Genomic DNA, 23008 nt, shown 5'->3' with positions numbered 1-23008 from the left:
CCGTTCAGCGGCGCCGTTCCGTTTCGTCGGCCGCGACATCAAAAGCGAAAAAAGTTCGCCGAACCGGGGAACGACTATCGGATGACATCGTTCTCAACATGCGGAGGCGGCGACGCCCCCCCCCGACTTGGACCGGCCGCAGCCGGTCCTGCCGCCTCCGCGCCTCATTCTCGATGATGCCACTTTGAAGCCGGTCCGCTTGGACCGGCTTTTTCTTTTGCCTTGGCGGCCGGGCCGGGCATGATGCGGGTCTGCAAAAGAAACCAACCGGAGACGACGTCATGGGCCTCAAGAACCGTCAGTGGGTGCTGCGCCAGCGGCCGCAGGGGCTGATCAAGGACGGCGATCTGGAACTGGTCGAGAATGTCGTGCCGGATCTGAAGGACAGCGAGGTCCTGGTCCGCACCATCTATCTGTCGCTGGATCCGACCAACCGGACCTGGATGAACGACGCGGTCGGCTATCTGCCGCCGGTGGGTCTGGGCGACGTCATGCGCGGCCTGACCCTGGGCGTGGTCGAGGAAACGAAGTCCCAGAAGTTCGCCGTCGGCGACCTCGTCACCACGGCCATGGGCGGCTGGTCGGACTATGGCGTCGTGCCGGACACCGGCGTGTCGCGTGTTCACCGCGCGCCGGGCATGCCTCTGACGGCCAATATGTCGGTGCTGGGCATGACGGGGCTGACCGCCTGGGCCGGCGTGACCCAGGTGCTGAAGCCCGAGCCGGGTCAGGTCATGGTCATCTCGGCCGCAGCCGGGGCGGTCGGCTCCATCGCCGGCCAGATCGCCAAACAGAAGGGCGCCCATGTCATCGGCATCGCCGGCGGGCCCGAGAAATGCCGCTGGCTGACCGAGGAGCTCGGGTTCGACGCGGCCATCGACTACAAGGGCGAGGATGTGGGCGAGGCCCTGGATCGCCTGGCCCCGAACGGAATCGACCTGAATTTCGAGAACGTCGGCGGCGACATCATGGTGGCGGTGTGGAACCGGTTGAACATCCACGCTCGCATGGCCGTCTGCGGCATGGTCTCGGCCTATAACGCGACCAAGCGCCCGCCCTCGCCGGACCTCAGCCGCCTGATCACCCACCGCATGACCATGCAGGGCTTCCTCGTCATGGACTATTCGCCCAAGGCGAAAGAGTTCGTGGCCGAGGTCGGGCCGTGGCTGGCGTCCGGCAAGGTCCAGTGGAAGGTCCACGTCGACAACGGACTGGAAGGCGCCGTCACCTCGCTGAACCGCCTGTTCACGGGCGACCACGACGGCAAGCTTCTGGTACGGGTGTCCGAAGAACCCGCCTGATCCAAAAGGACAGACCATGGCCGATCCGCTTCACGTTCATTTCGAGGACCTGGAAACGGGTCAGGTGCTGCAGCTCGGCGCTATCGCGATCGACGAGGCGGCGATCGAACTGTTCGTGGCGCATTTCGCGCCCGGCTGGGACGCCGCCTACGGGGCGCCGGACGCCCTGGTCTATTCACTGTGGAGCCGGCTGGCGTCCGACAAGGCCGCCGGCTGGGCCCAGTCCAAGGTCCTGGCCGTCGACGGGCTTCGGTTCATGCGAAATCCGCCCGCGGGCGAACTGCTGCGCGGGCGGATGACGGTGATGGGCAAGGACCCCGTGGGCGACGACAAGGGCATCGTCATCGCCCAGCACGACCTGCTCGACGAAGGCGGCCGGCTGGTCTTCTCCTGCCTGACGCGCGGGGTGTTCGTCAGGCGGTAGGCGGGTCGGCATCGACCAACAAAAAAGGCCCGGTCTCGCGACCGGGCCTTGTTCGTTTCAGCCTGGGGCCGATCAGGCGTTGCCGACGACTTCGCCGTTGACGATCTCGCCGTTCTCGGTCGCGCGCTGGAAGGCCAGGGCGATCAGGCGGTCCCAGCCCAGCAGCGACACCAGGTGGGCGTAGATCTGGCCCAGGGCGCCGTTGTCGCGCAGTTCGGCCAGCTTCTCGACCGGCAGGGCCTTCAGCTTGTCTTCCGACACGGCGAAATAGTCGGCCAGCTTCTGGGGCTGGCCCGGCTCGCCACGCTCGTTGCGCGGGGTGAAGACGGCTTCACGCACGTCGAACAGGTCCAGGTCCGTCAGCAGCTTGACGAAGCTTTCGGTGCGCTGACGCTCCTGCTCGAAATTGTTGCAGAACTCCATCGCCTGGTTGACGTAGTCGGTCGGCTTGCCGTCCTCGAACAGCGGCGACTTGCCGCCTTCGACGATGAACGGGGCGTCGCGGTCGATGCACAGGATCAGACGCTGGCCCTGGGTGTCGTTGGCGAAGACGAACGGATAGCGACGGACGTAGGCCGGGATATAGGCCTCCGGGCGGAAGTCGCCGGCCGGGCTGACGTACAGGTTTTCCGACTGGCGCAGGCCCATGACGGCCACCGGCTGCTTGGAATCGCCCAGGAAGACGACCGGGTAGGACAGGGCGGCCGGGGCGAACTCGGTCACCGTCAGCGGCACGACGTGCGACTGGCCCACGAAGGCGTAGGGCTTCTCGACCGGGTTGACGCCCAGCTTGCCGTGCAGGTCGTGCGAGAGCGGCTCGGGCTTGCCGTAGAACAGGACGTTGCCGTCCAGGCCGGAGTCTTGGGGTGCGGTGGTGTCGGTCATGGACGCGAGAGCTCTAGGGAATGACGGAAAGGCGGGCCTTCTAGCGGAACCGGCCCGCCGCCGCAAACCGATGCTCCTGCAAGGCTTGGCGAGGGATCAGAACCGATAGGCCACCCCGACGCGCAGATTGCGGCCGGGCAGGGGGGCGATGTCCTTCTGGAACGAGGCGTGTTCGCGGATTTCCTGGTCGGTCAGGTTGTCGGCCGCGGCGAAGACGGTGACGTTCCGGTCCTGCAGCGGACGCCAGGCGGCGGTCAGGCCCACGGTGGTGTAGCCGTCGGTCGGCAGCTCGAACCCGGCGGTGCGGTCCTGCTCGCCCACGGTGCGGACCGAGACCCCGGCGTCGAACCGGGTCGAGGCGTAGTCCAGACCCACGGTCGCCGACCACGGCGGGATACGGGCGGCCGGGCCGAGGTCCGTCTGGGCCCGCACATAGTCGGCGGCGCCCTTCAGGGTCAGGCTGCGATCGCCGTCGCTCCACAGCGCATAGTCCGCCTCGGCCTCGAAACCGTGGAAGTCGGCGTCGGTCTGGACATAGGCGAAGACGGGGAAGCCGTCGTCCTCCGCGCCCGTGGGACGCAGGTCGATGAAGCCGTCGTACTGGGCGGCATAGACGTGCAGGTCGGCGCTGAAAGGCCCCTTGGCGTAGTGGGCCGTGCCCTCCAGGGTCCAGACGGATTCGCTGTCCAGATTGGCGTCGCCCTGTTCGAAGGCGCCGGTGGCGGCGTGGGCGCCTTGCGCGAACAGTTCGACCTCGGACGGCGCGCGCGAGGTGCGCGACAGGCTGAGGCCCAGGAAGGTCTCCGACGACGGGCGCACGAACCCGGCCAGCGACCCCGAGACGTTGGTGAAGTCGCGATCGGCGATCAGGCTGTCCAGCTTGCGCTGATCGACCCGCAGGCCGGCCTCGAAGCCGTAACCGTCGCGGTCGAAGCGCTGGACCGTATAGATGCCCTGCTCCTGGATATTGGTCTTGGGCACATAGGCCTCGTCGCCCTGGGCGTCGAAGTCGCGGTCCAGAACCTGGACGCCGATCACGCCCTGCAGGCTGCCGGTGCGGCGCTGGATCAGTTCGGCGCGGGCCTCGTAGCCTTCGGAGAAGAACTGGGTGCCGACTTCGTCGCCCTCGAACTCGGTGTGGTGATAATCGGCCCAGCCGGCCGAGCCCTTGAACCGCTCGAACGGGCCGCTGTCGAAGGTCAGTTCGCCGCGCACGTCATAGCGGGTCTGTTCCAGACCGATGGAGACGCCCGGCTCGTCGCCGTGGTCGTGACCCTCGTGGCCTTCTTCCTCGCCATGCTCGTGGCCGGGCACGCCGTAGGTGGTCTCCAGCTTCTTGACCGACAGGCCGAGGAAGCCGCGCGAGCCGATGTAGCTGACGCCCGCGCCGTACTGGTCGATGTCGGCGAAGCTGCTGTCCACCTTGCGTTCGTCGCCGGCGGTCTCGCCGTCGGCGGCCAGACGGCGGGCGGATTCGAGGAAGACCGGCACCGAATAGTCGTCCGAGCGGCGGGTGAAGCCGTCCACGGTCACGACCAGCGGTCCCACATCCATGGCCAGACGACCGCCGAGGCTTTGGCCGTCATCGACGCTGGAGGCCTGGGCGCCGATGCGACCGTCGATGCCGCCTTCCGGATGCTCCGAGGCGATGCGGTCGTCGATGATGTTCACCACCCCGCCGATGGCCGAGCCGCCGAAGACGAGGGTCGAGGGGCCGCGCACGACCTCGATACGGCGGGCCTCGGCCGGGTCCGACGCCACCTGGTGGTCGGGCGAGACGGAGGAGGCGTCGATCTGGCCCAGACCATTGGTCAGGACCTGGACCCGTGGGCCTGACAGACCCCGGATCACCGGGCGGCTGGCGCCCGGCGCGAAGGCGGAGGAACGCACGCCCGGAATGCCCGCGACCAGATCGCCGAGCGTCGCGGCCGGGGCGACGGTCAGGGCCTGCTCGTCCAGCACGTCCGTGGCCAGAAGGCTGGCCCGCTCCGACACGCCGAACGGTCGCCCGGTCACCACCACGTCATCGACCTGATCCGCCGTCTGGGGTGTGGTCTGGGCGTGGGCCGCGCCGGCGAGGGCGACGGTCGAAACGGCGAGGAGAAGGGCGGAACGGGAGGTCAAAACAGAACGCATGGCAGTCTCTCGGGGAGGAAGAGTTGGCACTGTTATGAGATAACATTACAAACCGTCAAGCGGCAACGGTTGCGATGAGGGTTAAGGCGGCTTAGCTCTGGGTCATGGGCGCCCACTGCGATCACGAACACCACGACGAGGGGCTGAGCCCCGCCGAGATCTCGCGCGCCCTTGCGGCGGCGGAGGCGCGCTGCGTCGAACAGGGCGAGCGGATGACCGCGCCACGCCGCAGGGTGCTGGAAATGCTGCTGGAATCCGGCGAGGCGGTGAAGGCCTACGACCTGATCGCCCGCTATGGGACCGACGGCGTCGCGGCCAAGCCCCCGACCGTCTATCGCGCCCTGGAGTTTCTCGAGAAGACGGGCATGGCCCACCGGATCGCCTCGATCAGCGCCTATGTGGCCTGTTCGGTCGGCGACAAGGCCCATGCCGCGGCCTTCCTGATCTGCGACTGCTGCGGCGCGACCGAGGAAATCGCTCCGCCCGAGGGCGAGGCCCTGAAACAGGCCGCCGCTGCCGCCGGCTATGCGCTGGACCGGACGACGATCGAGGGTCACGGGAAATGTCCGGCCTGCCGGGTGGCGGCTTAAGGGTGGCGTCGCGCGTCTCGGGTCCCTAGGTTCGCGTCATGGACGCCGCCCGGCTCTCCCCGCCCCGCCGCATGACCGTGCCTATCGCCAACCGATGGGGCGCGGGCGAGATGTCCGTTCTGGACTTCGGCGATCCGAAACGGCCGGTCGATCTGGTCTTCTGTCACGCCAACGGCTTCAACGCCGCCACCTATCGCTCGCTCCTGGCCCCGCTGGCCTCCTCGCTCAGGATCCTCGCGCCCGATCTGCGTGGTCACGGGGCGACGACCCTGCCGACCACGACCGAGGGCCGCCGGGGGTGGCAGGACCATCGCGACGACCTCGTCTGTCTGCTCGAAACCCTCGACGGGCCGCCGGTGGTCCTGGCCGGCCACTCCATGGGGGGGACCAGCGCCATCCTCGCCTCCGCCGAACGTCCGGCCAAGGTCTCCCGCGTCGTGGCCTTCGATCCGGTGATCTGGAAACGCTGGATGGTCGCGGCCCTGCACCTTCCCCTGCTGGACCAGCTGCCCGGCCGCATCCCGCTCGCCAAGGCCGCCCTGCGCCGTCGCGCCCGGTTCGAGAGCCGGGAGCAGGCGCTCAGCGCCTATCGCGGACGCGGCGCCTTCAAGGGCTGGTCCGACATCATGCTCGTCGACTACCTGAGCTCAGGCCTGGTCGAGGACGAGCAGGGCCTCGTCCTGGCCTGCTCGCCGCAATGGGAAGCCTCCAACTACGCGGTCCAGAGCCACGATCCGTGGAAGGCCCTGAAGGCCTCGGGTCGTCCCGTGCATATCCTGAAGGGCCAGCGCGGTTCGACCTGTGCGGTCGAGCCCTCGCCGCGCGGCCTGCCGCTCGTCACGGTCGATGTGGTGCCCGATGGCGCCCACTTCTTCCCGATGCTGCGCCCGGACGTCGCTCGCGACGCCCTGTTCGAAGCGGCGGTCTAGAGCCTGATCCGGAAAAGTGTGAGCGGTTTTCCGGTCGGATCAGGCTCCAGAATCAAGCTGGACCTTGATTCACGGCATCAGCGGAATCGCGAAGCGATTCCGCTGATGCCGATCAAAGTCTAGCGGCCGGTCTTTTCGCGATAGTCGGCCAGGTCCCGCTCGGTCTGGGCCGTGCGCGCGGCCTTCTGCGCGGCCAGGCCGTCCTCGATCTGCAGCAGTTCGCGGTTCTGTCGATCCGAGGCCTCGGCGCGGGTCATGCCCGCCGGGCGACCGGTGATGTCGGGCAGATAGGTAGGGGTGATGCAGCGGCGCTCCTCGGCCCACCACCAGCGCCCCTGGCTCTCGCACTTTTCCTCGGGCGCGACATAGAAGCGCTGGAAGGCGAAGGCCCCGGCCACCAGAACGGCGAAAATCCCCACGAACAGGATCGTCAGGCGACGCATGGTCAGGAAGCGATTCATCGATTTTCCACCCGGTGCGAGCGCGGAAGTTCACGTCGCGTTACGTTGACAGGCCTCTTCGCCCGTTCCATTCCGTGGCGCAACAATTCGGCGATCCTAAGGACTGGCAAGCATGAAGGTTCTCGTCCCCGTCAAACGGGTGATCGACTATAACGTCAAGGCCCGCGTGAAGGCGGACCAGACCGGTGTCGACCTCGCCAACGTCAAGATGAGCATGAACCCCTTCGACGAAATCGCCGTCGAAGAGGCCGTGCGTCTGAAAGAGGGCAAGGAGCATCACGCGGCGGGCACGGCGACCGAGATCGTCGTCGTCTCCATCGGCGTGACCCAGGCCCAGGAAACCATCCGCACGGCCCTGGCCATGGGCGCCGATCGCGGCATCCTGATCCAGTCCGACGCCGACCTGGAGCCGCTGGCCATCGCCAAGCTTCTGAAGGCCGTGGTGGACGAAGAGAAGCCGGACCTGGTCCTGATGGGCAAACAGTCCATCGACGGCGACAACAATGCGGTGGGCCAGATGCTGGCCGCCCTGCTGGACTGGCCCCAGGCCACTTTCGCCGCCAAGATCGAAATCGCCGGCGGCAAGGCGACCGTGACGCGTGAAGTCGACGGCGGCATCCAGACCCTGGCCGCGCCGCTTCCGGCCGTGGTCACGGTGGACCTGCGCCTCAACACCCCGCGCTATGCGTCGCTTCCGAACATCATGAAGGCCAAGAAGAAGGAGATCGCCATGAAGGCGGTCGCCGACTACGGCGTCGATGTCGCGGACCGTCTGAAGGTGGTGAAGGTGACCGCCCCGCCGGTCCGCTCCGCCGGGATCAAGGTGGCCGACGCCGCCGAACTCGTCTCGAAACTCAAGACCGCGGGAGCCCTGTAAGATGGCCGTCCTCGTCATTGCAGATCACGACGGCTCGACCGTCCGCGACACCACCAACAAGACCGTGACCGCCGCGGCGGCCCTGGGCGGCGACGTCGACGTCCTGGTCGTCGGCTCGGGCGCGAAAGCGGCCGCTGACTCGGCCGCCAAGATCGCCGGGGTCCGCAAGGTCCTGCTGGCCGAGAGCGGCGAACTGGGTCACGCCCTGGCCGAGGCCGTGACGGCGACCGTCGTCGGTCTGGCCGGCGGCTACGACGCCATCCTTTCGCCCGCGACCATGGACGGCAAGAACTTCATGCCGCGCATCGCCGCCAAGCTGGACGTCGCCCCGATCTCCGACATCGTCGAGGTCGTCTCGGCCGACACCTTCGTGCGCCCGATCTACGCCGGCAACGCCCTGGAGACCGTCCAGTCCTCGGACGCCAAGAAGGTCATCACCGTCCGCGCCACCAGCTTCGCTCCGGCGGCTGAAGGCGGTTCGGCCCCGGTCGAAACCGTCGCGGGCGCCGACGCCGGCAAGGCGTCCTTCGTCGGCGAGGAGATGGTCAAGTCGGATCGCCCCGAACTGGGCGCCGCCAAGATCGTCGTCTCGGGCGGTCGCGCCCTGGGCTCGGCCGAAGAGTTCCACGCGGTGATCGAGCCCCTGGCCGACAAGCTGGGCGCCGCCGTCGGCGCCTCGCGCGCGGCCGTGGACGCGGGCTATGCGCCCAACGACTACCAGGTCGGCCAGACCGGCAAGGTGGTCGCCCCGGGCCTCTACATCGCCGTCGGCATCTCGGGCGCCATCCAGCACTTGGCGGGCATGAAGGACTCCAAGATCATCGTCGCCATCAACAAGGACGCCGACGCCCCGATCTTCCAGGTCGCGGACTATGGCATCGTCGGCGACTACAAGACCGTCGTGCCGGAGCTGATGTCCGCGCTGGGCTAGGCATCCAGTGAAACTGCCTCGGGGAGAGGACGCGATCATCCCGGATGGGAAGATCGAAGACTATTGCCTCAACCCCAACCATCCCGTCGGCGGTCCGAAGGCTCGAGTGCTTTCGGCCGCTCTCGGGATTGATGTCCAAGACGCCGACAGGCTTCGGGTCGCTCTCAGGCTCGCGGCCAGGACCGATGATGCGGTCTTCTTGTTCTCGGACAGCTTCGGCGCCCGCTACCGCGTCGATTTTCGCTTCCGGAACGGTGCGATGGAGCGAACGCTGAGAAGCGGCTGGACGATCCGCGAGCCAGACGGGCCGCCTTACCTGACAACGACTTTCGTGCTACCATCTTCGCATGGCTGAAGAACTCGACGTCGTCGCGCTGAAGGTCGACAGACCTGACCTGGGGCTGGTCACGGGTGATCGCGGTGCGGTGGTCATGGTGTTCGACGCCGGAGCCTGCGAGGTCGAGTTCGTCAACAGCGACGGCTCCACTCGGGCCATGGCGACGTTCGGCGCCGACGAGATCGAGGTCGTTTGGCGCATCGCGGACAGCCGACAGCCCGAGCTCCGGAAAGCAGCCAACTGACCGCCGTCGACGCCCGCCTGCCTGTCAAACTGACGCCCGGCGCCGCCGCCGACCGGATCGACGGCTGGGACGTTGACGCCGACGGCCGGCCCGTCCTCAAGGTCCGGGTTCGCGCCCGGCCGGTCGAGGGCGAGGCCAACGCCGCCCTGATCCTGTTGCTGGCGAAAACCCTCGGCGTGCCGAAGTCCTCGGTCTCCCTCGCGCGCGGCGGCCTGTCGCGGCTCAAGATGGTCGAGATCGACGGGATGGATGATGACGCCCTGCGAGCACGCCTTACAGGTTTGTAATGTTTCCGCCTTTGACGGACGGGTTGCGACGCTTTTGTAATCCGCTCCGTTCCGCGCCGTCGGCGCGACAGGGGAGCTTTCGATGATCCGTCACGCCTTGAGGGGGCCCAGCCTCGCCGTCGTCGCCTGCGCGCTCGCGCTAACCGCCTGCGCCACCACGGACGGCCCCGGCGCCTCCGCCAACGACGGCGCGTCCAGCCCGTCGCGCGAACGGACCCTGGCGCGCGGTCTCGATTACGCGGCCAATCTCGATCCCTATCCCTCGACCTATCAGGCGCTGCCGCGCGAGAACCTGGCCATCGTCGGCGGCACGGTCCTGACCGGCACGGACCAGCGGATCGAGAACGGCGTGGTCCTGATGAGCGACGGCAAGGTCGAGGCGGTCGGTCCGGCCAACACCCCCGTCCCCGCCGGCTACCGCGTCGTGGACGCGCGCGGCCGGTTCGTGACGCCGGGCATCATCGACGTCCACTCCCACCTCGGCGTCTATCCCTCGCCCGGCGTGACCGGCATGTCGGACGGCAACGAGGCGACCAACCCGAACACCGCCCAGGTCTGGGCCGAACATTCGATCTGGCCCCAGGACCCCGGCTTCAACACGGCCCGCGCCGGCGGCATCACCACCCTCCAGATCCTGCCCGGCTCCGCCAATCTGTTCGGCGGCCGCTCGGTGACGGTGCGGAACGTCCCCTCCATCACCATGCAGGGGATGAAGTTCCCGGGCGCCCCCTACGGCGTGAAGATGGCCTGCGGCGAGAACCCGTCGCGCGTCTACGGCAATCGCAACCAGTCGCCGGCCACCGGCATGGGCAATGTCGCCGGCTATCGCGCCGCCTTCATCGCGGCCCAGGACTATCGCGACAAATGGGACAAGTGGCGGGCCTCGGGCGAGGGTTCGCCCCCGACCCGCAACCTGCAGAACGAGACCCTGGCGGGCGTGCTGGACGGCTCGATCATGGTCCAGAACCACTGCTACCGCGCCGACGAGATGGCCGTGATGATGGACATCGCCGACGAGTTCGGCTTCCGCATCACCGCCTTCCACCACGCCATCGAGGCCTACAAGCTGGCCCCGCAACTGGCCGCCGCCGGCGTCTGCGCCGACATGTGGACCGGCTGGTGGGGCTTCAAGATGGAGGCCCTGGACGCCATCGAGGAGAACGCCGCCCTCGTGGACGCCCCCGAGGGCTCCTGCGCCGTCATCCACTCCGACGACGCCCAGCTGACCCAGCGCCTGAACCAGGAAGCCGCCGCGGCCCTGGCCGCCGGTCGCCGCGCCGGTCTGAACATCTCGGAGGAACATGCGATCAGCTGGATCACCTCCAACGCCGCCCGCTCCATCGGCCTGGGCGACGAGACCGGCTCGCTGGAAGCCGGCAAGCGCGGCGACGTCGTGATCTGGAGCGCCAATCCGTTCTCGATCTACGCCCGCGCGGATCAGGTCTTCATCGACGGCTCCCTGACCTTCGATCGCTTCGATGCGCGCTATCAGCCCGTGTCCGACTACGAGCTGGGCCAGCCCGGCTTCGGCATCGCCGCCGCCAACATCGCTCCGGGAGCCCGCTGATGCGCCGTCTCGCCCTTATCTCGCTGACGGCTCTCGCGCTGTCGGCCATGCCGGCCCTCGCCCAGGTGACGGCCATCACCGGCGGTCGCGTCCTGACCGGAACCTCCGTCATCGAGAACGGCACGGTCGTCATCGACGGCGGCCGGATCGTCTCGGTCGGCGCCGGCGCGGCCCCCTCCGGAGCCCGCGTCATCGACGCGACCGGCAAGGTGGTGACTCCCGGCTTCGTCGCGGTCGATTCCGGTCTCGGCCTCAGCGAGATCTCCTCGGTGGCCGGCTCGGACGATCAGTCGAACAACGCCAACACCATCTCGGCCTCCTTCGACGTCAGCTACGGTCTGGACCCCTGGTCCATCGCCATTCCGGTGGCGCGTCTGGGCGGCATCACCCGCGCCATCGTCGTGCCCAACCATCCGGGCGGCTCGGGCGGGCACCAGCATCAGGACGACTCGGACTTCGCCGGCGCGGGCGACGGCGGCTTCCAGTCGCCGGGTCTGTTCGCGGGCACGGCCTCGGTCATCCATCTGGCTGCCGGGACCGACATCCTGGTCAAGCCGCGCGTGGCCATGGTCGCGCCGTTCGGCGAGGCCGGAGCGGGCATCGCGGGCGGGGCGCGCGGCGCCCAGTTCACCCAGTTCAAGGAGACCCTGCACGAGGTCCGTCTGTATGCCCGCAATCGCGGCGCCTACGACCGGGCGGCCTTGCGGGACCTCTCCCTGTCGCGCGCGGATCTGGAGGCCCTGATCCCCGTCGTGAACGGCGAACTGCCCCTGATCGTCACGGTGCATCGCGCCGCCGACATCCAGCAGGTCCTGCGTCTGGCCCGCGAGGAGGGCCTGAAGCTGATCCTCGACGGCGCCGAGGAGGGCTGGTTGGTCGCCGCCGACATCGCCGCCGCCAGTACGCCGGTCCTGCTCAACCCCATCTCCAACCTGCCTTCGAACCTGGAGATGCGGGCGGCGCGGATGGAGAACGCCGCGGCCCTGAACGCGGCCGGGGTCGTCATCGCCATAAAGGGCAATGAGGGCTCGGTCCACCGCGCGCGCGAGGCCCGCTACAACGCCGGCAACGCCGTCTCCCACGGCCTGCCGTTCGAGGCGGCCATCGCGGCCCTGACGGTCAACCCCGCGCGCATCTTCGGCATGGGCGGCCAGTTCGGCGAGCTTCGTGCGGGTGCTGCGGCCGATGTGGTCGTCTGGTCCGGCGACCCGCTGGAACCGATGTCTTCGGTGACGACGGAGTTCATCAACGGCCAGGAACAGTCCCTGACCAGCCGCCAGCATCTGCTGCGCGACCGCTATCGCAACGGCGGGCGTGCGGAGGGCGGCATGCCGGTGGCCTACCAACAATAGGGTCCTTCTCCCCTTGCGGGAGAAGGTGGCCGAGCGAAGCGAGGTCGGATGAGGGGTGACTCCCGGCACTGCCGGTGAGCCGTCCGCTCGTCCGACCTCGTTTGCGTCTTCGTACCCCTCATCCGTCGGGCTGCGCCCGCCACCTTCTCCCGCAAGGGGAGAAGGGGTAGATCGCATCCATGCCCTCGCCCCGCCTCTTCATCGACGCCGATGCCTGTCCGGTGAAGGACGAGGTCTATCGCGTGGCCGAACGCTATGGGCTGCAGGTCTTCGTGGTCTCCAACGGCTGGATCAACACCCGCCGCGAGACGTGGATCGAACAGGTCGTCGTCGACGCCGGCCCCGACATCGCCGACGACTGGATCGCCGAACGGGCTGGGTCCGGCGACATCGTCATCACCCAGGACATCCCCCTGGCCGACCGCTGCCTGAAGGCCGGGGCCCAGGCGCTGAAGTCGAACGGCCAGCCCTTCACCCCGGACTCCATCGGCTCGGCCCTGGCCGGGCGAATGGTGGGCGAGCATCTGCGGTCCATGGGGGTGGCCACCTCCGGCCCGCCGCCGTTCGGACCCAAGGATCGCTCGGCCTTTCTTCAGGCGCTGGACCGGGCCGTGGTCATGGCCAAACGAGTGGTCCGGTGACCGTCATCCCCGAGAGCGAGCTGGAGTTCCGCTTCTTCCGCTCCGGCGGGCCGGGCGGCCAGAACGTCAACAAGGTCTCGACCTCGGTCCAGATGCGGTTCGACGCGAAGAACTCGCCGTCCCTGCGCGATCCCGTCCGCGAACGGCTGATGAAGCTGGCGGGCAGTCGGCTGACGCTGGACGGCGTCATCGTCATCACCGCCGTCCGCTTCCGCACACAGGACCGCAATCGCGTCGACGCCATCGAACGGCTTCAGGAGATGGTCGACAAGGCCTCCATCGCCCCGACCTTCCGTGTACCGACGAAACCCACGCGCGCGTCGAAGGAGCGTCGCCTTCAGGCCAAGTCGGGCCGATCCGCGATCAAGAGCGGGCGCGGCAAGCCTTCGCTGGATTAAGTCTCTTAACGACAGCTTTGCGGGAACAACGGTCTGGCTTGGCCATTCTGTTCGGTAACACTCATTTCCGCGGAGAGACTGGCATGCGCGTACCGGCCCTGGCGATTGTTGGATGTGTGGTTCTGGCGGGATGCAACAACCCCATGCCGGAACAGGATCGGCCCAACCCAGGAACCACCGGAACCCCCGCCCGGATCGCGACGGCGCAGAACGGCAACGTCCAGAACGGCGATCAGGCGGCGATCAACGCCACCCCCCAGGTCTCCCTGACCGAGCAACAGCGCGCGGAACTGCGCGAACTGGCCAAGAGCTATATCGACGACGCGGCGGCCGAGAACACGCAAGGGTTCACCGCCGTCTCGGGCGTCCAGGACGAGGTCGTGGCCCTGCAGCCGACCCAGGTCCACAACTGGACCGTCCAGCTGCAGCGCGGCCAGAGCTACCGGATCATCGGCGGTTGCGACAACGAATGCACCGACATGGACTTCGAGCTGCTGGACTCGAGCGGCAAGATCATCGAGCGGGACACCCTTCCGGACTCCTTCCCGATCATCAACGTCACGCCCCAGTCGGCGGGCGCCTATACCGTCCGGTTCCTGATGAAGACCTGCACCATCGCCCCCTGCTACGCGGCCGGGCGTCTGTATCACCAGACGGGATCGACCACGGCGCCCGCGCGGGCGTCCAACGCGGCCTAGGGTCCGGACTCATTTGGCCCAATAGGCGACGGTGGCGGCGATGAGGACGCTGGAGAGGAAGTTCGCGGCGAGTTTGTCGTAGCGTGTCGCGATACGCCTGAAGTCCTTGAGCCTGGCCCATAGGCGTTCGACGGTGTTCCTCTGTCGGTAGGCGACGACGTCGTAGGGGATGGGCCGCTTGCGCGAGGTCGTGGTCGGGATGACGGCCTCGGCGCGTCGTTCGGCCAGTCGCCTTCGGAGGTGATCGGCGTCGTAGCCGCGGTCCGCCAGCAGCCTTGCGAACGGTCCGGCCGCCTCGATCAGGGCGTGGGCCATGGTGATGTCGTTGGTGTTGCCGGCGCTGAGCAACAGCACACGGGGTCGCCCTCGATCGTCCACGAGGCCGTGGATCTTGGTCGTGCGGCCGCCTCTGGAGCGGCCTATGCCCTGGACGAAGCCCCCCCTTTTGCGCCCGCCGCCGAGCGATGGGCCTTGACCGAGGTGCTGTCGATGGCGGCCGAGGAGTAGATGCCGCTGTGGCCGGTCAGGGCCTTGAAGATGTCGTGCCAAACGCCCTGCCGGCTCCAGCGATTGAAGCGGTTGTAGACCGTCGTGTATGGCCCGTACTCCGGCGGGCAGTCCCGCCAGCGCGCGCCTGACTGCAGCATGTGCACGATGCCCGACAACACGCGGCGATCATCGACCCTGCGCGCCCCTCGCCGTCCCGTCGGAAGGTGCGGCTCGATCCGCGCCCAAGCTTCGTCGTCCAGCCAGTAAAGCTTCCGCATCCAAGGCTCCCTTCCAGAAGCCTTGAATCAGAACGCCAAACTCACCGCCAGACCTTATTGAGTACGGACCCTAGCGGGGGCCGCGCTCCATCATCTGCTGCAACGGCGTGCGGGGCAGGGTCGCCAGGTTCAGGACCCCGTCCCGGTCCGTGTCCAGCGCCATGAACCAGCGCTCCGTCGCCCGGGCCCATTCCTCGGCCGTGACGGTCTGGTTGGTGTCCAGGTCGGCGGCCTTCACCGGCTGCGGATAGTTGAAGAAGCCGGCGGCGGCGATCGGTCCATAGGCCATGGGCCCGGTGGGCAGACGCTGGCGCTGGCCCCCGCGACGCTGCTGGGGCGCGGCCGGTTCGGCCAGATTCATGGCCCCGCCGCCGCCGAAGCCCTGCGGCGGACGACCCGGTCCCCGACCGCCTTGCAGACCCGGCAGACGACCGCGGGCCTCGGCCAGGTCGATCTCATAGGCGGAGATCTCGTCGGGCGTCAGACGGCCGTCGCGGCGGGTGTCCAGGGCGCGGAACTGGCGCTGTCCGTCGGCGCTGAACTCCTCGAACGTCAGACGACCGTCGCCGTCCCTGTCCGCGCCCGTGAACCAGGTCGCGACCGGCCAGGGCTGGCCGGGTTCGGAGAAGAACAGCTCGCCGAAGGGGCTGACGAACAGGCCGGGCCGGGGCCCCGGCGGGCCGCCCGGTCCCCTCGGTCCGCCCGGACCGGAGGCGCAGGCCGAAAGGGCGACGAGGCCGAGGGCGACGAGGGCGAGACGCTTCATGGGGATGTCCGGGGAGGGGGAGACGGAAGGAAATCAGGCGCCGGGTCGGGCGGGGGCGGCGGGCGTCGCCGGGGCGGGCGGCTCGGAGGATTCCGGCGGGGCCTCGCGGAAACGGACGGCGGCGATCAGCCCGGCCTCGTCCAGCCCGACCTGCCACTGGGTCGCGGCGTTGTCGAACAGGACCAGGAACTCGCCGACGCCGCCGTTGGCGCCGAGCGGCTCGATCGACTGCACCTCGCCATAGCCCCGGATCACGCGGCTGTAGTTCGCCAGCCGGGTGTTCAGCTGGGCCGCCACGCCGGGCGTGAACAGCTCCTCGTCGATCTCGGCGGCGCGAAACTGGTCGATCACGGCGCGCAGGGCGCCTTCGGCCATCTGGGCGTGGGAGGCGGCCGGACCGGCCGGCGCCGGGGCGATGGGCGGGGCCGGCGTGGGGGCCGCGGCGGGGCTGTCGAAGGTGTTGGGCAGGGTGGCCGCCGCTCCGGCGGACGGCGCCAGGGAGCGGCTCTGGTTCAGCGACTGCGTGGGCGAGGGCGTCGTCTGGGCCAAAGCGGGGCCGGACAGGGCGATGAGGATCAGGGCGAGGGCGGTCGTCTTGAGCGAGGTCATGCGAACTCCGGGAGCGTCAGCCCAGTATCCGGGGCCAAAGCGACACAATGAGGGCGGCGGCCGAGAGGCTTGTTGCGGCGATGACGCAAACGGCCAGCCAGACGGGGGTCTTCTCCCGCTCGACGACAACGGTCTGGGCCTGAGGCGGATCCTGCACCAGCCGCGACAGGGCGCGGGCCCCGCCCAGCAGTTCGCGCAGGCCGTCGCGCACCTGGGCCTTCGGACCCAGTTCGCGGGTGATCCAGCGTTCCACGACCGGCTGGGCCGCGGCCCACAGGTCGTGGTCGGGGTTCAGCCGACGCGCCACCCCCTCGACCGAAACCATGGTCTTCTGCAGCAGGATCAGCTCGGGCCTGAGGTGCATGTCGAACAGGGCGGTGATCTCGAACAGCTGGCCCAGCAGCCGGCCCATCGAGACCTGCGACGCCTGTTTGCCGATGACGGGTTCTCCCACCGCGCGCAGGGCCTGGGCGAAGGCCTCGACCGAATGGTCCGGCGGCACGTATCCGGCCTCGAAATGCACGCGGGCGATGCGCGGATAGTCCCGCGTCAGGAAGCCCCAGAGGATCTCCGCCAGGTAGCGCCGCTCCCCCGGTCCCAGCCGCCCGACGATGCCGTAGTCGACCGCCGTCAGCTCCGCCGGCGCCGAGGCGAACAGATTGCCCTCGTGCAGGTCGGCGTGAAACGCGCCGTAGTCGAGCGCCTGGGTCAGGAAGGCGCGCACGACGTTGTCGGCCAGGGCGTCCTTGTCCAGCCCCGGCTGTTCGATCGCCGCCGGATCGGTCATGGGCAGGCCGGGCGCCCATTCCAGGGTCAGCACCCGCTTGCCGACCCCGTCCCAGACCACCTTGGGCGCCGACATGTGGCCGCCGTCGGCGCGGGCCTTGTCCATGATGTCGCCGAGCTCGGAGGCGGCGGCCGCCTCCAGCCGCATGTCCAGCTCCAGGTTCATCGACCGGGCCACGGTCTCGACGAAGGCCTGGGGCTCCAGCCGGCGCGACAGGGGAACCAGCCGGTGGACCAGTCCGGCCGCCAGCCGCATGGAATCCAGCCCCTGCACCACCCGTCGTTCGACGCCGGGGCGCAGCACCTTGACCGCGACCTTGCGCCCATCCGCCAGCCAGGCGGGGTGAGCCTGGGCCAGCGACGCCGCCCCGATGGGATCGCCGAAATCGGAGAACAGGCTCTCGACCGGCCGCCCCAGCGACCGCTCGATCTCGCGCCGCGCCTCATCGGTCGGGAAGGGCGGCAGCTTGTCCTTCAGCCGGCCCAGATCGCGCGCGAACTCGATGCCGAAGATATCGGCGCGGGTGGCCATGACCTGACCCAGTTTGATCGCCACCGGCCCCAGGGTCTCGAACGCCCGACCCAGCCTCTGGCCCGGCCGTCCGTCCCGCCCCTCGCGCCCGGCGAACAGATGCACGAACCCGGCGACGGGCCGCGCCCAGCCGGGCAGCATCGGGGTGATCTCGCGCGGGATCAGGGCGTCATGCTTCGCCAGCGCCCCGCCCCAGCGGATCAGCCGCCAGGTCGCGCCGATGGGATCGCGCACGGGTACGGTCGGCGGCGGGGCCGGTGCGACCCGGTATGAGGCGGGAAAGCTCAGACCGCCCACCCGAAGTGAATGGCGGCCACTCCGCCCGACAGGTTGGTCACGGCGACGCGGCTGAAACCGGCCTCCTCGATCATTCCCTTGAAGGTCGCCTGGTCGGGGAAGCGGCGGATGCTCTCGACCAGGTACTGATAGCTGTCGCGATCCTTGGCCACCCACTCGCCGATCCGGGGGATCGCGTGGAAGGACCAGGCGTCATAGGCCTTCCTCACCGCCTCGGCGGGGGGGCGCGAGAACTCCAGGCACAGGAACCGCCCGCCGGGCTTCAACACGCGCCGCGCCTCCTTCAGGGCCACGGCGATGTCGGCGACGTTCCTGATGCCGAAGCTGATCGAATAGGCATCGACCAAGGCGTCGGGGATCGGCAGGGCCATGGCGTCGCCGACGGTCCAGATCATCTCCGGCTCTCCGCCCTTCTGCACCCCCGCCAGGATCATCTCGGCGTTGTAGTCCAGCACGATGACCGAGGCGTCCTCGCCGCCGCGCCGTTCCTGCGCGCGCCGCGCCATCCTGGAATAGCGCCGCGCCATGTCGCCGGTGCCGCCCGCGACGTCCAGGATGGTCTCGCCCGGACGGGGGTTCAGCTTGGCGGCCGCCGCATCCTTCCACAGCCGATGCACGCCCCCGCTCATCAGGTCGTTCATCAGGTCGTAGTTGGACGCCACGCTGTCGAACACGCCGCGCACCATCCGCACCTTCTCGCGCGCATCCACGTCGCGAAAACCGAAGGAGGAGGTGTCGCCCGACGAGTGCGGACCAAAGGGGGAGGCGGTCATGGCAGCGGTCTAGCGCTTCGCAGGCGCGGCGTCATCCGTGCGGTTGGACGCATCGCGATCCAGCTTCGCCAGAGCGCGATCGTAGAGCCGGACCAACCCCTCCTCGCTCGCCACGACATCGCTCAGATGCAGTTGCCCGGTCGCGATGGCGGCGCGCACGCCCTCTCCGCTTTCCAGCGCGGACAGCACGCCCGGCGTCCCCGCGATGAAGCCCTGGCTCATGTCGGCCAGGGTCCCCTGCGCCTTGTAGATATCGGCCAGCAGGAACAGGTCCTCGATCGGCATTTCGGCCAGCAGGTCGCCGGTCTCGGCGCTGCGCCACACCGCGTCCCTCAGGGGCGCGACGTGGATGCCGGTCCGGAACACCTCGCGATAGGCCTGCATCGCCTTGTCCTGCGTCGGCTCTCCCTCGGCCGCCGTCCCGAAGGCCGCGTGGAGACGACGATGATGGGGCAGAATGAAGTCGGACACCAGGATGGCCCGGTTGGCGCGGATCTCCGCGATGAAGTAGCCGCGCACCTCCGCCACCTCGGCGGCCGTCCGACGTCGATCCGCCCAGTCCGTCAGCATCAGGGCCAGCACGACCGAAAAGACGATCAGCACGCTCTCGAACGCCGCGCGCGGCAGCCATCGCCGCCAGCGACCGAAGGGCTTTCTGACCGGATGCGGGGGCGGTTCGGCGTCGCTCATGCCGCGACGGTGCCCCGAAACCGGCGGCCTGAAAAGGTCAGGCGTTCGGCGCGCGCGGCCGGGGCACGCCCAGATCCTTCATCACGTTCCGCATGGCGCCGTAACAGCCGCAGGACGCCTTCTCCAGCGCCTGCCGATCCAGCACCTCGACCCAGCCGCGTCCGCGCCGGATCAGCTTCTGGCCTTCCAACTCGGCCCCCACCTCCGACACGGTGGCGCGACGCACGCCCAGCATGCCGGCGATGTCGGACTGGGTCAGGTCGAACCGGTCGGAACTCGCCCGGTCGTGCAGGGTCAGCAGCCAGCGCGCCAGACGCTCGTCCAGACGGTGCTGGGCGTTGCAGGCGGCGGTCTGCTGCACCTGGGCGAACAGGCTTTCAGTGAAGCGCGACAGGGCGTTCCGCATGCTCGGGCTGTCGCCCAGAACCTCGGAGAAGACATCGCCGGGGCAACAGGCGGCCGATCCCTCGATCTGGGCGATGGCGCGGGACGAGGCGCGGGCGTTCATCGGCCCGCAGGTGACCCCGACCAGGCCTTCGCGGCCGATGGCGGCGGTCTCGACCATCTTGTCCTCGGGCAGGACGGTCATCAGGGACACCACCCCGTTCAGCGGGAACCAGACCTGATCCACCGCCTCCCCGGCGTCATAGATCATCTGACCCTGGTAGAAGGTCTTTTCCGCCAAGTGCGGCTCCAGACGGGCGCGGTCGGCGGCGTCGAGCGAAGCGATCCAGAGATTGGTCATGATGATCCTTCCGTTCGAATAGCGACGCTTTCCAACGCCCGGGTTCCGATGTGCGTTCCCGTACCGAACCGAGTGTCCAATAGGTGACGTAGCGGCGCCTTGCGGGCGCACGGCGGGCGCGTTAGGCCCGAGGACAGGAGATTTTCGCATGGCCCGACCGACCCTCGCCCCCGCCGACGCCGCAAAGGATCTGACCGGCTGGTCCGTGTCGTCCGGCGACCGTCCGGCCATCGAACGGGCGCTGAAATTCGTCGACTTCAACACCGCCTTCGCCTTCATGACGCGGGTCGCGCTGAAGGCCGAAACGATGGACCATCACCCCGAATGGTCGAACGTCTACAACAGGGTCACGGTGTTGCTGACCACCCATGACGCGGGCGGCGTCACCGATCTCGACACGACGATGGCGCGCTTTATCGACGACGCCGCGAAAGCCCTGGGAGGGGAATGAGAATGAGCAGGACCGGACGCGTCGCGGGCAAGGCCGCGCTGATCACGGGCGGCGCACAGGGCCTGGGCGAGGCCATCGCCTGGATGCTGGCGCGCGAGGGCTCGAAGGTCGCCATCTCCGACATCAACGGCAAGGGCGCCGAGGATCTGGCCGCCCGCATCAACGCCGAAATCCCCGGCGCCGCCTCCGCCTACGCCCATGACGTTGCCTCGGAGGATCAGTGGATCGACGTCGTCGCCCGTGCGACCGCCGACATGGGCGGGCTGTCCATCCTGGTGAACAACGCCGGTGTCGGCGACGTCCTCCTGTTCGCGGAGCAGGACACGACCGAGAACTGGCAGCGGCAGTACGAGATCAACCTCCGCTCGGTCATGTTCGGCTGCAAGCACGCCATGCCGCACTTGCGCGCCTCGGGCTCGGCCTCGATCGTCAACATCTCCTCGATCGCGGGTCTGGCCGGCGCGCCGGGCATGGGCGCCTACAACGCCACCAAGGCGGGCGTCTGGATGTATACCAAGACCGTGGCGCTCGAGGCGGCCAAGATGGACTGGAACGTCCGCGTCAACTCGGTCCACCCGGTCTTCATCAAGACCGCCATCCTGGACCCCTTCGTCGCCATGGCCGGCGGCGACGAACAGAAGGCCCACGAACGCCTCGCCCGCGGCATCCCGCTGAAGCGGATCGGCGAACCGAACGACGTGGCGTATTGCGTCCTCTACCTCGCCTCCGACGAAGCGAAGTTCATCACCGGCGCCGAGTTCAAGGTCGATGGCGGCATGACCGCTCAATAACGGAGATCCCTCTCCCCTTGCGGGAGAGGGAGACGGCGCACGAGCGCGCAGCGATCGTCCTTGAGCCGACGGGTGAGGGGTGAAATTCACTCTGGCCGGGTGAGCGCTGGACGCATCGCGTCTGCATCCCCGTACCCCTCATCCGTCGGGCTTCGCCCACCACCTTCTCCCGCAAGGGGAGAAGGAACTGGTTCGAGTTGGCAAAGCATCGCCGGAATCCTTCAGCGAAATCAAAGTCCCGACCTTTTGAGACCCGTTTTCCTTACCGCTCCCGAAAGCGGGCGCATAATCGCGCGAACACCCCTCAACCCCCGGAGGCATTCGCAAAACCACACCCGAACGCTTCGGACTCTTCGGACTCTTCGGACGCTTCGGACGGTGTTTTGGAGTCCGGCTACAGCAGATCCACCGGCAGGATCTGGCTGGCCAGAAGCGTCTCCATCCCCTTCCAGCGATCCGGCCCTTGGGCCTCGACCCAGGCCTGCACCGTGTCGCGGCCGAGCCCATAGTTGATGATGTAGCTGCGATAGGTCTCGATGAACCGAACCCGCTGGGCCGCGCGCTCCGGCGTCGTCAGCATGTATTTCGACAGGCGGGCGATGGTCTCCTCGCGGTTCACCCGGCCCGACAGATAGTCGTCGGCGATGGTGTATTCCGCGCGCGCCAGCTGGCGGACCAGGGCGTTCAGCTCGTCCTTTTCATGCACCGGCGCGCCCGTCAGACCGGCCAGCGGCAGCAGGACGGTCCGCTCGAAGGTCTCGGCCTCGTCGCCCGGGAAGGCCAGGTCGATGCCGTAGTTGGCGCTGCCCTCGGCCACGAAGGACATGGGCGAATACAGGGGATAGACGCTCATCTCGACCCAGCCGCGATCCACGACGAAGGTCTTTTCCAGCAGGGCGTTATAGACGTGGTGGCCGGGGTAGCCCTCGTGGCAGCCCAGGTCGATGGCCCGGTCGGTGAAGATCGGCTGGTCGGTGTTGATCTCGATCTTGGAGGCCGCATCGCCCTGGAAATAGTTGTAGCCGGACCAGGGCTTGTCGGTGACGAAGGCCAGGGTGAACCGCTCGTTGGCGGGCAGGCGGATGTGGCGGATCGTGCGGGCGCGGCACTCGGCGATGGCGGCGTCCATCACGGCCTGCAGCCGGTCGGTGGGGATGACGAACTGGTTCCGGAAGGTCGCGACCCGCGTCGCCAAGGGGCCGGTGCCCGGCACCAAGGCGTCGATCCGCGTCAGGATGGGGTCGTAGTCGGAAAGCGGCTTCAGCTCCGGCCGAACGCCGAACAGGGCATAGGCCTCGTCGGCGAAGCTCATCCGCTCCCCGCCGATCATCCGCAGACGGGCGGAGGCGGCCGAGACATGGGCCAGCAGATAGGCCTTCCGCTGCACCACGGCCGGCTCGGCGCCCGCCGCCGACAGGGCGTTCAGCCGCTGGGTCAGGGAGGCGGCGCCCTGGATCAGGGCGGGCACGTCGCGGGGGCTGGCCTTGGCCTCTTCCGCCCAGGCCGCCGGGCCGTAGTAGGCGTCGACATAGCCGGGCTCCCGCTCGCCGATCTCGAGGATCAGATGGACATAGTCCTCGGCCACCGCGTCCAGACTGTCGCCGGACGGATCGGGCGCCGGGGTCGTCGCGCAGGCGGCGACCAGCATCAGGGGCAGGGCGAGGGCGGCGAGAAACAGGCGACGCATCGGGGCTCTCCGGAAGATCGCCGGCACGCTAGGCCGGGGCCTCGCCTTCGCCAAGC

26 protein-coding genes and 1 pseudogene are annotated in these 23008 nt (G+C 68.6%); 16 read left to right on the top strand and 11 right to left on the bottom strand.

What is annotated here, in order from left to right:
- The first annotated feature begins 281 nt into the window (after positions 1 to 281).
- Positions 282 to 1301 (top strand): NADP-dependent oxidoreductase, encoded by a 1020-nt coding sequence (locus ACETK8_RS00380; protein ID WP_374037623.1) that lies wholly within the window; start codon positions 282 to 284, stop codon positions 1299 to 1301.
- Between the two features lie 16 nt (positions 1302 to 1317).
- Entirely contained in the window at positions 1318 to 1725 is a 408-nt protein-coding gene (locus ACETK8_RS00375) for a MaoC family dehydratase (protein WP_374037622.1), read from the top strand.
- A gap of 72 nt (positions 1726 to 1797) precedes the next feature.
- On the opposite strand, the gene ACETK8_RS00370 is transcribed toward ACETK8_RS00375, so the two are convergent.
- Both ACETK8_RS00370 and ACETK8_RS00365 read right to left on the bottom strand, forming a co-directional pair.
- Positions 1798 to 2610, bottom strand: a complete 813-nt coding sequence (locus ACETK8_RS00370; protein WP_374037621.1) for a SapC family protein — start codon at positions 2608 to 2610, stop codon at positions 1798 to 1800.
- A gap of 96 nt (positions 2611 to 2706) precedes the next feature.
- Positions 2707 to 4746, bottom strand: coding sequence for a TonB-dependent receptor (locus ACETK8_RS00365; RefSeq protein WP_374037620.1), 2040 nt, complete (start codon positions 4744 to 4746; stop codon positions 2707 to 2709).
- Between the two features lie 104 nt (positions 4747 to 4850).
- Between ACETK8_RS00365 and ACETK8_RS00360 the strand changes: the two genes are divergently transcribed.
- Together ACETK8_RS00360 and ACETK8_RS00355 are read left to right on the top strand one after the other, a co-directional pair.
- On the top strand, positions 4851 to 5336 hold the full coding sequence (locus ACETK8_RS00360) for a Fur family transcriptional regulator (RefSeq protein ID WP_374037619.1): 486 nt from the start codon (positions 4851 to 4853) through the stop codon (positions 5334 to 5336).
- Positions 5337 to 5374: 38 nt separating this feature from the next.
- A complete protein-coding gene (locus ACETK8_RS00355; protein WP_374037618.1) occupies positions 5375 to 6265 on the top strand; it encodes an alpha/beta fold hydrolase in 891 nt (296 codons plus the stop codon).
- Positions 6266 to 6384: 119 nt separating this feature from the next.
- On the opposite strand, the gene ACETK8_RS00350 is transcribed toward ACETK8_RS00355, so the two are convergent.
- Positions 6385 to 6726, bottom strand: coding sequence for a hypothetical protein (locus ACETK8_RS00350; RefSeq protein ID WP_374037617.1), 342 nt, complete (start codon positions 6724 to 6726; stop codon positions 6385 to 6387).
- 112 nt (positions 6727 to 6838) lie between these two features.
- Between ACETK8_RS00350 and ACETK8_RS00345 the strand changes: the two genes are divergently transcribed.
- From ACETK8_RS00345 to ACETK8_RS00300, 10 genes are all read left to right on the top strand, one after another.
- Entirely contained in the window at positions 6839 to 7603 is a 765-nt protein-coding gene (locus tag ACETK8_RS00345) for an electron transfer flavoprotein subunit beta/FixA family protein (protein WP_374037616.1), read from the top strand.
- A 1-nt stretch (position 7604) separates the two neighbouring features.
- Complete coding sequence (locus ACETK8_RS00340) at positions 7605 to 8534, top strand: electron transfer flavoprotein subunit alpha/FixB family protein (RefSeq protein WP_374037615.1); 930 nt, start codon at positions 7605 to 7607, stop codon at positions 8532 to 8534.
- A gap of 7 nt (positions 8535 to 8541) precedes the next feature.
- Positions 8542 to 8889 (top strand): DUF6883 domain-containing protein, encoded by a 348-nt coding sequence (locus tag ACETK8_RS00335; protein WP_374037614.1) that lies wholly within the window; start codon positions 8542 to 8544, stop codon positions 8887 to 8889.
- Positions 8882 to 9115, top strand: a complete 234-nt coding sequence (locus tag ACETK8_RS00330) for a DUF4926 domain-containing protein (RefSeq protein ID WP_374037613.1) — start codon at positions 8882 to 8884, stop codon at positions 9113 to 9115. The genes ACETK8_RS00335 and ACETK8_RS00330 overlap by 8 nt, the downstream gene beginning before the upstream one ends.
- Entirely contained in the window at positions 9112 to 9402 is a 291-nt protein-coding gene (locus ACETK8_RS00325) for a DUF167 family protein (RefSeq protein WP_374039442.1), read from the top strand. Before ACETK8_RS00330 ends, ACETK8_RS00325 begins: the two co-directional genes overlap by 4 nt.
- Before the next feature lie 82 nt (positions 9403 to 9484).
- On the top strand, positions 9485 to 10969 hold the full coding sequence (locus ACETK8_RS00320; protein ID WP_374037612.1) for an amidohydrolase: 1485 nt from the start codon (positions 9485 to 9487) through the stop codon (positions 10967 to 10969).
- Positions 10969 to 12321, top strand: coding sequence for an amidohydrolase family protein (locus ACETK8_RS00315; RefSeq protein ID WP_374037611.1), 1353 nt, complete (start codon positions 10969 to 10971; stop codon positions 12319 to 12321). Before ACETK8_RS00320 ends, ACETK8_RS00315 begins: the two co-directional genes overlap by 1 nt.
- A gap of 179 nt (positions 12322 to 12500) precedes the next feature.
- Positions 12501 to 12962, top strand: coding sequence for a YaiI/YqxD family protein (locus ACETK8_RS00310; protein ID WP_374037610.1), 462 nt, complete (start codon positions 12501 to 12503; stop codon positions 12960 to 12962).
- Entirely contained in the window at positions 12959 to 13360 is a 402-nt protein-coding gene (gene arfB, locus ACETK8_RS00305) for an alternative ribosome rescue aminoacyl-tRNA hydrolase ArfB (protein ID WP_374037609.1), read from the top strand. The genes ACETK8_RS00310 and arfB overlap by 4 nt, the downstream gene beginning before the upstream one ends.
- Positions 13361 to 13443: 83 nt before the next feature.
- Entirely contained in the window at positions 13444 to 14058 is a 615-nt protein-coding gene (locus tag ACETK8_RS00300) for a hypothetical protein (RefSeq protein ID WP_374037608.1), read from the top strand.
- A 9-nt stretch (positions 14059 to 14067) separates the two neighbouring features.
- Here ACETK8_RS00300 and ACETK8_RS00295 read toward each other — a convergent pair.
- The 7 genes and pseudogenes from ACETK8_RS00295 to ACETK8_RS00265 all read right to left on the bottom strand — a co-directional run bounded on the left by ACETK8_RS00295 (position 14068) and on the right by ACETK8_RS00265 (position 20023).
- A pseudogene (locus ACETK8_RS00295) lies at positions 14068 to 14825 on the bottom strand (IS5 family transposase).
- A gap of 70 nt (positions 14826 to 14895) precedes the next feature.
- Positions 14896 to 15591 carry an EF-hand domain-containing protein gene (locus ACETK8_RS00290; protein ID WP_374037607.1) on the bottom strand — a complete coding sequence of 232 codons (696 nt, stop codon included), beginning with the start codon at positions 15589 to 15591 and terminating at the stop codon, positions 14896 to 14898.
- Positions 15592 to 15624: 33 nt separating this feature from the next.
- Positions 15625 to 16200 carry a hypothetical protein gene (locus ACETK8_RS00285; RefSeq protein WP_374037606.1) on the bottom strand — a complete coding sequence of 192 codons (576 nt, stop codon included), beginning with the start codon at positions 16198 to 16200 and terminating at the stop codon, positions 15625 to 15627.
- A gap of 16 nt (positions 16201 to 16216) precedes the next feature.
- Complete coding sequence (gene ubiB, locus ACETK8_RS00280; RefSeq protein WP_374037605.1) at positions 16217 to 17752, bottom strand: 2-polyprenylphenol 6-hydroxylase; 1536 nt, start codon at positions 17750 to 17752, stop codon at positions 16217 to 16219.
- A 50-nt stretch (positions 17753 to 17802) separates the two neighbouring features.
- Positions 17803 to 18588 carry a class I SAM-dependent methyltransferase gene (locus ACETK8_RS00275; RefSeq protein WP_374037604.1) on the bottom strand — a complete coding sequence of 262 codons (786 nt, stop codon included), beginning with the start codon at positions 18586 to 18588 and terminating at the stop codon, positions 17803 to 17805.
- A gap of 9 nt (positions 18589 to 18597) precedes the next feature.
- Positions 18598 to 19278, bottom strand: a complete 681-nt coding sequence (locus ACETK8_RS00270; protein ID WP_374037603.1) for a hypothetical protein — start codon at positions 19276 to 19278, stop codon at positions 18598 to 18600.
- Positions 19279 to 19315: 37 nt separating this feature from the next.
- A complete protein-coding gene (locus ACETK8_RS00265; RefSeq protein ID WP_374037602.1) occupies positions 19316 to 20023 on the bottom strand; it encodes a Crp/Fnr family transcriptional regulator in 708 nt (235 codons plus the stop codon).
- 148 nt (positions 20024 to 20171) lie between these two features.
- Between ACETK8_RS00265 and ACETK8_RS00260 the strand changes: the two genes are divergently transcribed.
- Together ACETK8_RS00260 and ACETK8_RS00255 are read left to right on the top strand one after the other, a co-directional pair.
- The gene (locus tag ACETK8_RS00260) at positions 20172 to 20474 is read left to right on the top strand and encodes a 4a-hydroxytetrahydrobiopterin dehydratase (RefSeq protein WP_374037601.1); all 303 of its coding nucleotides are present in this window, start codon (positions 20172 to 20174) and stop codon (positions 20472 to 20474) included.
- A gap of 2 nt (positions 20475 to 20476) precedes the next feature.
- Positions 20477 to 21265, top strand: coding sequence for an SDR family oxidoreductase (locus ACETK8_RS00255; protein WP_374037600.1), 789 nt, complete (start codon positions 20477 to 20479; stop codon positions 21263 to 21265).
- Positions 21266 to 21659: 394 nt separating this feature from the next.
- Here the strand turns inward: ACETK8_RS00255 and ACETK8_RS00250 are convergent, their stop codons facing one another.
- Positions 21660 to 22952, bottom strand: coding sequence for a hypothetical protein (locus ACETK8_RS00250; protein ID WP_374037599.1), 1293 nt, complete (start codon positions 22950 to 22952; stop codon positions 21660 to 21662).
- Between the last annotated feature and the right edge of the window lie 56 nt (positions 22953 to 23008).

It is taken from the genome of Brevundimonas staleyi (assembly GCF_041893865.1).
GTDB lineage: Bacteria > Pseudomonadota > Alphaproteobacteria > Caulobacterales > Caulobacteraceae > Brevundimonas > Brevundimonas staleyi.
Note: the sequence above shows the minus strand (reverse complement) of the source record. Positions and strands in the feature narration are given on the sequence as shown.